This window comes from Streptomyces sp. NPDC038135, assembly GCF_055601245.1.
The window spans coordinates 243142-255622 of sequence record NZ_JBVJXS010000001.1; the positions used below are offsets into that span (position 1 = coordinate 243142).

Below are 12481 nucleotides of genomic sequence, written 5' to 3' on the forward strand. Positions count from 1 at the left end.
TCACACTCGGGCGCTCCAGGCCGTCTCGCGCGGGTGGTCCGGGCGCTCGTCGGTGAGCAGCCGTTCCAGGGCGGCGCGGTCCGGCAGGGCCTCGGGGTGCACGACCTCGCCGGTGCGCACGTAGAGGAAGGCGGCCGTGACCGACTCGGGCGGTACGCCCTGCTGCTCGGCCCAGGCGAGCCGGTACACGGCGAGCTGGAGGGGGTCGGCGGTGTGGGCGCGGTGGGTCTTCCAGTCGACGATCTCGTAGGTGGTCCGGTCGCCGTCGCGGTGCCTGTAGACGGCGTCGATGCGGCCGCGTACGACCCGGCCGGCGAGGGTGAGCTGGAAGGGGGCCTCGATCCGGTAGGGGGTGCGGTGGGCGTACTCGGTGCGTTCGAAGGCCTCCTTGAGGGCTTCGAGGTCGCGCTCGTCGGTGATCTCGGCATCGCTGCCGGGCAGCTCGTCCGGTTCGAGCATGGGCAGGGTGAGTGCCTCGAAGCGGGCCTCGACCCAGGCGTGGAAGCGGGTGCCCCGGCGTGCGGCGGGTCGCGGAGGGTGGGGCATGGGGCGCGCGAGTTCCTGTGCGAGCCCGTCGGGGTCCTGGGCGAGGCGCATGAGCTGGGTCGCGGTGAGGGTGGCCGGCAGGGGGACGTCGGTGATGCCGCGGCGGGCCCGCAGCAGCTCGCCGGTGAGCGCGTCGAGGTCGCGGTCCCAGGAGGCGATGGCGCGGGCCTCCTCGGGTGTGACACGGATCTCGTCCGAGGCGCGGGGTGCGGGGTCCGCCGGTTCGCCGGGGTGGGTGTGCGCGCGCCGGTGCGTGCGCTCGTCGGGGGCGGGCGCCTGGTGGGGCACGGCCGGCCGCTCGGCGGTCCAGGAGTCCCAGCCGCCGGGCTCGCCGGGGGCGAGCGCCGGCTCGTCGGGGGAGAAGCCGGCCTCGTGGGGCATGTCGTCGTACGGGTCCTCGCCGTACGGGAGGTCCTCCTCGTGGGCGATCTCCTCGTAGGCGGTCTCCTCGTCGTACGGGAAGTCCTCGTCGTCCGGAGGTGTCGGCCAGTCCGGGTCGTCGACGGTGCCGGAGCCGTGGTCGGCGGGCGGCCGGGCGGCCAGGGCGTCCAGGTGGGCGCGGACGGTCCCGGCGGCCGCGCGGCGCCGGGCCAGGGCGGTGTCGTCCAGCGGCAGCGGCCACGCCTGTTCGGCGCCGGCCGTGTGCAGCGCCGGGTTCTCCTCGTCCTCGGCGGGCTCGTCGGCCCAGGCCTCGATCTCGCCGTGGCCGGCGGCGCAGTGGTCGTACAGGGCTTGGAGGAAGTCGGAGGGCCCGCGCGGCTTCTTCTGGCTGGGCCCCCACCAGTGGCCGGAGCCGAGGAGCAGGGAGCGGGGGCGGGTGAAGGTGACGTATCCGAGGCGGAGTTCCTCGGTGTGCTGGTGCTCCTTCATCGCCTCGTGGAAGGCCTTCAAGCCCCGGGAGTCCCAGGACCCGACGTCGGGGAGGGTGTCGGCGTCGCCGCGCAGGTCATGGGGCAGCACCTTGGCCTGCGCGGTCCACTTCTCGCGGCCCTGGGCGCTCGGGAAGGTGCCGCTCACCAGCCCGGGGACCACCACGACGTCCCACTCCAGGCCCTTGGACTTGTGCGCGGTGAGCACCTTGACGGTGTTCTCGCCGCCGGGCAGGGCGTTGTCGAGGCCCTTCTCGTACTGGGCGGCGGTGCGCAGGTAGCCGAGGAAGGCCAGCAGGGTGGCCTCGCCGTCGCCGGCCGCGAAGGAGGCGGCGATGTCGAGGAAGTTGGACAGGGTCTCGCGGCGGCGGGCGGCGAGCGCGTGCGGGGAGGCGGACAGCTCCACCTCCAGGCCGGTGACGGCGAGGACGCGGTGCAGGACGTCCATGAGCGGGTCGGACAGCGAGCGGCGCAGGTCCCGGAGCTCCGCGGCGAGGCGGGCGAAGCGCACGCGCGCGTCCGCTGAGAACGGCAGTGCGTCGTCGTCCCGGTCGTCCTCGCGCAGCGGCGACTCCAGGAACGTGTCCAGGGCGTCGGCGAGCGATATCACCTCGGAGGGGTCGGTTCCCTCGACGGCCTCGGCGAGCCTGCGGTCGGGGTCGTCGGCGCCGTCCCCGCGCGCGTGGGCGACCAGCAGGCGGGCGCGGCGGCCGAGGAGGGCCAGGTCGCGGGGCCCGATGCGCCAGCGGGGACCGGTGAGCAGGCGGACGAGGGAGGCGTTGGCCCCGGGGTCCTGGAGGACTTCGCAGACGGCGACGAGATCGGCGACCTCGGGCAGGTGCAGCAGCCCGGAGAGCCCGACCACCTCGACGGGTACGTCACGCGCGACGAGGGCGCCCTGGATCTCGGCGAAGTCGGTGGCCGTGCGGCACAGCACGGCGATCTCGCCGGGCGCCCTGCCGGTGCGGACGAGGTGGGCGACGGAGTCGGCGATCCATTCGGTCTCCTCGGCGTGGGTGCGCAGCAGGGCACAGCGGACCGTGCCGTCGTGCTCGGCGCCGGGGGCCGGGCGCAGGGCCTCCACGCCCGCGTGCATGGCGCGCAGCGGTTCGGCGAGGCCGTTGGCGAGATCGAGGAGACGGCCGCCGCTGCGGCGGTTCTCGCTGAGCGCCTGGCGGGTGGCGGGGCGGCCGTCGCCGCGCGCGAAGTGCTCGGGGAAGTCGTCGAGGTTGGCGACGGAGGCGCCGCGCCAGCCGTAGATGGCCTGGCAGGGGTCGCCGACGGCGGTCACGGGATGGCCGGTGCCGCCGCCGAACAGGCCCGAGAGCAGGACGCGCTGGGCGACGGAGGTGTCCTGGTACTCGTCCAGGAGCACGACGCGGAACTCCTCGCGCAGCATGCGGCCCACCTCGGGGACGCCGGCGAGACGCGCGGACAGCGCGATCTGGTCGCCGAAGTCGAGCAGGTCGCGTTCGCGTTTGGCGGCCCGGTAGCGCAGGACGAGGCCGGCGAGCTCCCGGCGGGCGGCCGCGGTTTCGGGGACCTTGCGCAGATCGGCGTTGGTGAGCTTGGCGCCGGCCAGGGTGTGCAGCAGGCCGGTGTCCCAGGCGCGCAGTTCCTCCGGCTCGACGAGGTGTTCGGCGAGTTCGGAGTCGAGGGTGAGCAGATCGCTGACGAGGTCGGCGAAGGAGCGGGTGAGCGCGGGGTAGGGGCCCGGGGCCTCGCGCAGCACGCGCGCGGCGAGCTGGTAGCGGGTGGCGTCGGCGAGCAGCCGGGAGGTGGGTTCGAGACCGATGCGCAGGCCGTGGTCGGTCAGCAGCCGGCCGGCGAAGGCGTGGTAGGTCGAGATGACCGGCTCGCCCGGCGGGTTCTCCGGGTCCGGCCACGCGGGGCCGGCGGGCGCGGCCGGCGAGGGGTGGAGGCCGGGCGCCGGGAGGGCGTCGGGGTCGGTGACGCCGGCCTTGATCAGCGCCGTGCGGACGCGTTCGGCGAGTTCGCCCGCGGCCTTGTTGGTGAAGGTCAGGCCGAGCACCTGCTCGGGGGCGACCTGGCCGGTGCCGACCAGCCAGACCACGCGGGCCGCCATCACCGTGGTCTTGCCCGAGCCGGCTCCGGCCACGATCACCTGCGGGGCGGGCGGCGCGGTGATGCAGGCCGTCTGCTCCGGGGTGAACGGGATGCCGAGGAGCTCTTTGAGCTGCTCGGGGTCGGTGATACGGGCGGGCATGTCGTCAGAGGCTAGCGGCGAGCACTGACAACCGGGACCGCGCCGACTGTCCGGCCAGGAAGAACCGCAGGTCAGCGCGTGTGGTGCCGTGCGTCACGGTGCCTCGTGGGAGTCATTCGACCACGTGCCGGCCCTCCGGCCGGGCGCTGCACGAGGCGCGGAACGCGCAGTGGGCGCAGTGCTGGCCGGTGGTGGGCGTGAAGCGTTCGTCGAGGACCTTCCCGGCGGCGGTGGCCAGCAGCTCGCCGACCCACTCCCCCGCCGGCGGCTCCTGGCTCTGCACCTTGGGCAGGGTCTCCCCGCCGTCGCGTCGGTTCGCGCCCTGCCGCAGGTGCACGAGTTCGGCGCCGCCCGCCTCGGGGCGCACGCCGTCGAAGGCGTCGTCGGCGGCGCCTTCGCGGACGGCGAGCTGGTAGACGGCGAGCTGCGGGTGGCGGGCCACCTCGGCGCCGCTGGGCGCCTGCTTGCCGGTCTTGAAGTCCACGACGTACGCGCGGCCCTCGCCGTCCGCCTCGACCCGGTCCATCTGGCCGCGGATGCGGACCTGGTAGTCGCCCGCTCCGAGGGTGACGTCGAAGTCCTGCTCGCTCGCCACCGGGGTGCGGCCGGTGCGGTCCAGCACATGCCAGTTCAGGAAGCGTTCCAGGGCCGCGCGCGCGTTGTCCTTCTCCTGGGCCGACTTCCAGGGCGCGTCGAAGGCGAGCGCGTTCCACACCGAGTCCAGGCGTTCCATCAGGACGTCGAGGTCGGCGGGGGTGCGGCCGGAGGCGACCTCGTCGGCGAGGACGTGGACGACGTTGCCGAAGCCCTGGGCGGCGGTGGCGGGCGCGTCGGCCTTCACCTCGCGGCCCAGGAACCACTGCAGGGCACAGGTGTTGGCGAGCTGGTCGAGGGCGCTGCCGGAGAGCACGACGGGCTGGTCGCGGTCGCGCAGCGGCACCTTGCTCTCGGTCGGCTCGAACATGCCCCACCAGCGGTCCGGGTGGGCGGACGGCACCAGGGGCCGGCCGTCCTCGTCGGCGAGGGCGGCGAGCCTCGCCAGGCGGTGTGCGGCCGCCTCCCGCAGCGCGGCGGAGGCGTCCGGGTCGACGGTGGTGGCGCGCAGCTCGGCGACGAGCGCGGCCACGGACAGCGGCCGCCGGGGGCGGCCGGTGACGTCCCGCGGTTCGACGCCCAGCTCGGTGAGGAAGCGGGAGGGCTGGTCGCCGTCGTCGGCCGGCGCCTTCACGGCGGTGACGACGAGACGTTCACGTGCGCGCGTGGCGGCCACGTAGAACAGGCGGCGTTCCTCGGCGAGGAGCGCGCCCGGGGTGAGCGGTTCGGCCAGTCCGTCGCGGCCGATGCGGTCGGCCTCCAGCAGGGAGCCGCGGCGGCGCAGATCGGGCCACAGCCCCTCCTGGACGCCCGCCACGACGACGAGCCGCCACTCCAGGCCCTTGGCGCGGTGCGCGGTCATCAGGCGGACGGCGTCGGGGCGTACGGCCCGGCGGGTGAGGGTGTCGGCGGCGATGTCCTGGGCCTCGATCTCCTCCAGGAAGTTCAGGGCGCCGCGGCCGCCGACGCGCTCCTCCGCGCGCGCGGCGGTGGCGAACAGCGCGCACACCGCGTCCAGGTCGCGGTCGGCGTTGCGGCCGGCCGCGCCACCGCGCCGGGCGGCGCGTTCCAGCCGGCCGGGCCAGGGCGTGCCCTGCCACAGGTCCCACAGCGCCTCCTCGGCCGTGCCGCCGGCGGCGAGGCGCTCGCGCGCCGTGCGGAGCAGCGCGCCCAGCCGCTGCGCACCGCGCGCGTAGGCCGGGTCGTGGGCGACGAGGCGCTCGGGTTCGGCGAGCGCCCGCGCGAGGAGTTCGTCGGAGGGCGCCGGCAGCGGGTTCCCGGCGGCCCGCTCCTCCTCGCGCAGGGCGCGCCCGAGGCGGCGCAGGTCGGCGGTGTCCATGCCGGCAAGCGGGGAGGCGAGCAGGGTGAGCGCGGTCTCGGCGTCGAGCCAGGAGGCGTCGCGCTTCTCGTCGTCCGCTTCCGCGCCGGAGGACGTGGCCTCGGCCTCCTCCGCGGGTCCCTGCCGCGACTCGGCCGTGGCCACCGTGCGCAGGGCGGTGAGCAGGGGGGCCACCGCGGGTTCGTGGCGCAGCGGCAGGTCGTCGCCGTCGATGTCCAGGGGGACGCCCGCCGCGGTGAGGGCCCGGCGGAGCGTCGGGATGCTCCGGGAGCCGGCGCGGACCAGGACGGCCATCTCGCGCCAGGGGACCCCGTCCTCCAGGTGGGCGCGGCGCAGGATGTCGGCGATGTTGTCGGTCTCCGCGCCGGGCGTCGGGTAGGTCTGCACCTCGACCCGGCCGCCGTCGCGCACGGCCTCGGGCTCCCGGTGTGCGCGCACCTTCTCGGCGGGCAGGCGGGTCAGCGGCATGCGCCGGGTGATCAGGCGGGTGGCCGCCAGCAGGGCGGCGCCGGAGCGGCGGGCGGTGCGCAGCACCTCGACGGGCGCGGGCCGGCCGTCCGTGCGCGGGAAGGCCGCCGGGAAGTCCAGGATGCCGTTCACGTCCGCGCCCCGGAACGTGTAGATCGACTGGTCGGGGTCGCCGAAGGCCACCAGGGTGCGGCCGCCGCCGGCCAGGGCGTGCAGGAGGCGCACCTGGGCCGGGTCGGTGTCCTGGTACTCGTCGACGTACACGGCGTCGTACTGGGCGGCGAGCCGGGCCGCGACCTCGGGGCGGCGGGCGAGCAGCACGGCGCGGTGGACGAGTTCGGCGTAGTCGATGACGCCCTGGAGGTCGAGGACGTCGAGGTACTCGGCGAGGAAGGCGGCGGCGGCGCGCCAGTCGGGGCGGCCGATGCGGCGGGCGAAGGCGTCCAGGGCGCCGGGGCCGAGGCCCAGCTCGCGGCTGCGGGCGAGGACGGCGCGGACCTCGTCGGCGAAGCCGCGGGTCGTCAGGCAGGCGCGCAGCTCGTCGGGCCAGCGCACGTGGTTCAGGCCGAGCCGCTCCAGGTCGGGCTGCCCGGCGAGCAGCCCGCGGACGGTGACGTCCTGCTCGGGTCCGGAGAGCAGGCGCAGCGGCTCCGCGAACAGACCGCTGTCCTGGTGGGCGCGGAGCAGGGCGTAGCAGTACGAGTGGAAGGTGGTCGCCCGGGGGGCGCGGGCCGCGCCGATGCGCTGGGCCATGCGGTCGCGGAGGTCGACGGCGGCCCTGCGGCTGAACGTCAGCACCAGGATGCGCTCGGGGTCGGCGCCGCGGGCGACGCGCGCGGCCACGGACTCCACCAGGGTGGTGGTCTTCCCGGTGCCGGGACCGGCGAGGACGAGCAGCGGGCCGGCGGTGTGGTCAACCACGGCGCGCTGGGCGGCGTCCAGTCGAGGGGGATCGATCGCGGCGGGCGGGTTACGGACCAGCCGGTAGGCGCCACGGTTCCCCTGCCGCACCGGAGGGTGCGGCAGACGGCTGGTGGTGGAGGAGGAGCTCACGTGGTTCGCCGGTCCTGGTGGTCGTGCTGGTGGGCGGGCGGTCACGCGTGCGAGGCGGTGGCCGCGGGGTGAGGGGGACACGTGCAGCCGACGCTACGCCGCCACATCGGGCGGAAGCAGGGCTTCCGCTTCTTCCCGTGCGACTCCCGGGCCCCTCGGAGCCCCGGTGTCACGCGTGTCCCTCGACCAACGAACGTACGTCATGCAACGAACGTCCCCGGTGTCCCTCGTACGGGCCACCGATTCCCCTCGGGGGCATCCGATGGCGGAAGCTGTCAGGTGTGACCGTCCGTGCCCGTGCCGCCGTCCCATCGCGCCCGTCTCATGTCGAGTCGCGGCAGGTGGCCCTCGGCGCTCCTGCCCGCCGCCTTGAGCGGGGTGCCCTCCGCCCGGTAGTGGGCGAGCGCGCCGAGCTCGTGGCCGGGCAGGAGCACGCCGTCGGCGCGGACCACGCGCCACCACGGCACGCCGCCCCCGTAGAGGGACATCACCCGGCCGACCTGGCGCGGTCCCCCCTCCTCCAGCCACTCGGCGACGTCGCCGTACGTCATGACCCGCCCCGGCGGGATCTGCTCGGCGACCTCGAGGACCCGCTCCGCGTACTCGGGCAGCGCGTCCTCGCATCCGTCACGGGTGTCCTCGGCAGGGCTCCGCTCGCTCATTCGCCCCATCCTGCCGCACCCCACCGACAACGCGGCGCGGAAGGCCGGGCAGGGGCCCCTCGCCCTCGGGCGGCGCTTCCGGCAGACTGTCCGACCCCGCATCTGCACCCTGATGCCCGCGAGTGCCGGTGGGGCATGCCACCATCGTGCGGGCGGTGACCGGTGATACGAGACCAAGAAGAGACCATGAAGCAGCAGGGTGTGCACCCCGAAGGCGCGGCGGGCACCCCTGACGCGTCCGCGCGTCCCGACGCCGCCGCCTCCGCACCGGAGGGCACCGGCGCGACGGGCCGGGACGGCGGCGCCGCGACCGGCGAGGGGACGCGCGAGGACGCCACGCGCGCGCGTGAGGACGGCGCGGAGGCCGCCGAGGGGACGCTCCCCGGCGCCCCGGGGCCGGACGCGAGCGCCGGTGACGAGGCTCACCCGGAGGAGGTGGAAGGCGACGAACCGCTGCTTCCCGCGCGCGTGCACCGTCCCTCCGACCTCATGCGGCTGCTGGTGGGCGTGCTCGCCATCGTCGTGCTGCTCGCGGTCGCGGCGTTCGCGCACGGGACCACCTCGGGCCTCGAACAGGACATCAACAAGGGCACGGGGCAGGCCCCCGACCTGCTGATCAAGATCGCGGGGCTCGCCTCCAGCATCGCGATCCTGCTGGTGCCGGTCGCCTTCGCGATCGAACGGCTGATCAAACGGGACGGGCTGCGGATCGCCGACGGCGTGCTCGCGGCCGTCCTCGCGCACGGAGTGACCCTCGCCACGGACCTGTGGGTGGCCCGGGCCGCGCCCGGCTCCATCCAGGAGGCGCTCACCCAGCCCTCGCCGGGCGACATCCACGCCCTCACCGACCCGGTGCACGGCTATCTCGCACCCGTCATCGCCTACATGACGGCGGTGGGGATGTCCCGCAGACCCCGATGGCGCGCGGTGCTGTGGATCGTGCTGCTGCTCGACGCGTTCTCGATGCTCGTCACCGGCTACACGACGCCCTTCTCGATCATCCTGACCGTGCTGATCGGCTGGACCGTCGCCTACGGCACGCTGTACGCGGTCGGCTCGCCGAACGTCCGCCCCACCGGGCGGACGCTCATGGCGGGCCTCAGGCACGTCGGCTTCCACCCGGTCGCCGCGGCCCGCGAGGAGACCGCGGAGTCGGAGAACGGCGACCGCGGCCGGCGCTACTTCGTCACCCTGGAGGACGGCCGTCCGCTGGACGTCACGGTCGTCGACCGGGAGCAGCAGGCCCAGGGCTTCTTCTACCGGGCCTGGCGCAACCTGACCCTGCGGGGCTTCGCCACCCGCTCCAGCCTGCAGTCCCTGCGCCAGGCCCTGGAGCAGGAGGCGCTGCTGGCGTACGCGGCGATCGCGGCCGGCGCCAACGCGCCGAAGCTGATCGCCACCTCCGAGCTCGGTCCGGACGCGGTCATGCTCGTCTACGAGCACACCGGCGGGCGCACGCTGGACTCGCTCGCGGACGAGGAGATCACCGACGAGCTGCTGCGCAACATCTGGCGTCAGGCGCAGGCGCTGCAGTCCCGGCGGATCGCGCACCGCAGGCTGGCCGGCGACGCGATTCTGGTGGATCGTTCCGGCAGAGTGATCCTCACCGAGCTGCGCGGCGGCGAGATCGCGGCCGGCGACCTGCTGCTGCGCATGGACGTCGCCCAGCTGATCACCACGCTCGGCCTGCGGGCGGGCGCCGAACGGGCGGTGGCCTCGGCCGTCGGCGTGCTCGGCCCGGACGCGGTCGCGGACTGCCTGCCGATGCTGCAGCCCATCGCCCTGACCCGCGCCACCCGCGCGACGCTGCGCCGTCTCGGCCGCGAGCGGGCCCAGCGCGAACGCGAGGCGGTGCTCGAGGCCTCCCGGCAGGCCAAGCTGGCCCGGGCGGAGGAGACTGCCTCCGCGACGGCCGGCCCCGCACCCGGAAAGCCCGACAAGAAGACGGTCCGGGCCGAGCAGCGGGCGGAGAAGCGGGCCATCGACGAGGCCCTGGACGAGGCCCGCGAGGAGGACCTGCTCACCCAGATCCGGCACGAGGTGCTGCGGATCAGGCCCCAGGCCCCCGTGGAGCCGGCCCGGCTGGAGCGGGTGCGGCCGCGCACGCTGATCAGCTTCATCGCCGGCGCGATCGGCGCGTACTACCTGCTGACGCAGCTCACCCACATCGAGTTCGGTCCGCTGGTCGCCAACGCCCAGTGGGGCTGGGTGCTGGCGGCGGTGCTCTTCTCCGCGCTCAGCTATGTGGCCGCCGCCATGGCGCTGCTCGGCTTCGTGCCGGAGCGGGTGCCGCTGCCGAGGACCGTGGGCGCCCAGGTCGCGGGATCGTTCGTGAAGATCGTGGCGCCGGCGGCGGTCGGCGGAGTGGCCCTCAACACGCGCTTCCTGCAGCGCGCCGGAGTGCGCCCGGGGCTCGCGGTCGCCAGCGTCGGCGCCTCGCAGCTGTTCGGCCTCGGCTGCCACATCCTGATGCTGCTGTCCTTCGGCTACCTGACGGGAACCGAGAAGACGCCCTCGCTGTCGCCGTCCCGGACGGTCATCGCCGGCCTGCTGACGGTGGCGGTGCTGGTGCTGGTGGTGACGTCGGTGCCGTTCCTGCGGAAGTTCGTCGTCACGCGCGTGAGGTCGCTGTTCGCCGGTGTCGTGCCGCGCATGCTCGACGTGCTCCAGCGTCCGCAGAAGCTCGTCACCGGCATCGGCGGCATGCTGCTGCTGACCGCCTGCTTCGTGATGTGCCTGGACGCCTCCATCCGCGCCTTCGGCGACGGCTCGACCTCGCTGAGCATCGCCAGCGTGGCCGTGGTCTTCCTCGCCGGCAACGCGCTCGGCTCCGCGGCGCCCACCCCGGGCGGCGTCGGCGCGGTCGAGGCGAGCCTCACGCTCGGCCTGATCGCCGTCGGCCTGCCCAAGGAGGTCGCCGCACCGGCCGTCCTGCTGTACCGGCTGCTCACGCTGTGGCTGCCGGTGCTGCCCGGCTGGCTCGCGTTCAACCAGCTCACCCGCAAGGGCGCCCTGTAGGCGCTCCCCGCGGGCCGGGGCCCGGCCGTCGCTCGTACGGCCCGTGCCCCGCGCGGCCCGGCCCGCACACGCGCACGATGGAAGCATGGCGAACCCCTCCAGGCTGCGTGCCGCTGCCCTGACCACCAGCGCCGTGCTGCTGGCCGCCCTGCTGGCCGGGTGCGGCGACGGTGCCGGGAACGGGGACCCGACGGCGCAGAAACTGGACTGGAAGGACTGCCCGGCCCCCTCGGCCGCGGAGGGCGGCGGCTCCTCACCGTCGCCGCTGCCGGACGGCACCCAGTGGCAGTGCGCCACGATGAAGGCCCCCGTGGACTGGAGCAGGCCCAAGGGCGACACCCTCGACATCGCGCTGATCCGGGCCAGGGCGAGCGGCGACCCCGGCAAGCGGATCGGCTCGCTGATCTTCAACTTCGGCGGCCCCGGCGGCAGCGGCGTCACCACGCTCCCCGCGTTCGGGCAGGACTACGCCACCCTCAACACCCGGTACGACCTGGTCAGCTTCGATCCGCGCGGAGTCGGCCGGAGCGGGCCCGTGGAGTGCGAGAGCGACGCCCAGCTCGACCAGTACTTCCAGCAGGACGCCACACCCGACGACAAGGCCGAGCAGAAGCAGCTCGTCGACCGCACCAGGGAGTTCAACGCGAACTGCGAGAAGCACTCCGGGAAGATGCTGCCGCACGTACGCACCACCGACGCGGCCCGCGACATGGACCTCATGCGCCAGGTGCTCGGCGACGACAAGCTGCACTACTTCGGCATCTCCTACGGCACCGAACTCGGCGGCGTCTACGCCCACCTGTTCCCCGGGCACGTCGGCCGCGCGGTCCTGGACGCGGTCGTCGACCCCACCAAGGACCCCGCGCAGAGCGCGCTCGGCCAGGCCCAGGGGTTCCAGCTGGCGCTCGACAACTTCGCCGCGGACTGCACGTCGAAGACGGAGGAGTGCCCGGTCGGGGACACCCCGCAGGACGTCAAGGACCGCATCGCCAAGCTGCTCGCGGATCTGGAGAAGAAGCCGATCCCCGGCGCCTTCCCGAGGCAGCTCACCCAGACCGCCGCGACCAACGGCATCGCGCAGGCCCTGTACTCGAAGGACTTCTGGGAGTACCTCACCGAGGGGCTGCAGCAGGCCTACGAGGGCGACGGCAAGATCCTCATGCTGCTCTCCGACTCGATGAACGGGCGCAGCGAGAACGGCGAGTACAGCAACATCGCCGCGGCGAACATCGCCATCAACTGCGCCGACGAGAAGCAGCGCTACACCGCGGACGAGGTCCGGCAGCGGCTGCCGCAGTTCCGGGCCGCCTCGCCGCTGTTCGGGGACTATCTGGCCTGGGGCATGCTGAGCTGCACCGACTGGGCGGTGCCGGGCGCCGCCGACCATCCCGACGTCAGCGCACCGGGGGCGGCGCCGATCCTCGTCGTCGGCAACACCGGCGACCCGGCCACCCCCTACGAGGGCGCGCGGAAGATGGTGGACGCGCTCGGCAAGGGCGTCGGAGTCGAGCTGACGTACAAGGGCCAGGGGCACGGCGCGTACGACAGCAAGAACAAGTGCGTGCAGAGCGCGGTGAACGGATACCTGCTGGACGGGAAGGTGCCGAAGGCCGGCACGGTCTGCTCCTGAAGCACGGGCCGGCCATGGCAGATATGCAGGTCAGAGGCTTATCCACAGCCTGCAACGGGTTTGCGCCCCGCCGCC

At 74.5% G+C, this 12481-nt stretch carries 5 protein-coding genes; 2 read left to right on the plus strand and 3 right to left on the minus strand.

Annotation, left to right across the window (positions count from 1 at the left end):
- From ACZ7JA_RS01155 to ACZ7JA_RS01165, 3 genes are all read right to left on the minus strand, one after another.
- On the minus strand, positions 1-3642 hold the full coding sequence (locus ACZ7JA_RS01155) for a UvrD-helicase domain-containing protein (RefSeq protein ID WP_470806742.1): 3642 nt from the start codon (positions 3640-3642) through the stop codon (positions 1-3).
- A gap of 112 nt (positions 3643-3754) precedes the next feature.
- Complete coding sequence (locus ACZ7JA_RS01160) at positions 3755-7096, minus strand: ATP-dependent helicase (protein ID WP_470806744.1); 3342 nt, start codon at positions 7094-7096, stop codon at positions 3755-3757.
- Between the two features lie 275 nt (positions 7097-7371).
- Complete coding sequence (locus tag ACZ7JA_RS01165; RefSeq protein WP_393437131.1) at positions 7372-7758, minus strand: MGMT family protein; 387 nt, start codon at positions 7756-7758, stop codon at positions 7372-7374.
- 186 nt (positions 7759-7944) lie between these two features.
- Between ACZ7JA_RS01165 and ACZ7JA_RS01170 the strand changes: the two genes are divergently transcribed.
- Both ACZ7JA_RS01170 and ACZ7JA_RS01175 read left to right on the plus strand, forming a co-directional pair.
- Entirely contained in the window at positions 7945-10776 is a 2832-nt protein-coding gene (locus tag ACZ7JA_RS01170; protein WP_351662510.1) for a lysylphosphatidylglycerol synthase transmembrane domain-containing protein, read from the plus strand.
- Between the two features lie 85 nt (positions 10777-10861).
- The gene (locus ACZ7JA_RS01175; protein ID WP_351662508.1) at positions 10862-12406 is read left to right on the plus strand and encodes an alpha/beta hydrolase; all 1545 of its coding nucleotides are present in this window, start codon (positions 10862-10864) and stop codon (positions 12404-12406) included.
- Positions 12407-12481: the final 75 nt, after the last annotated feature.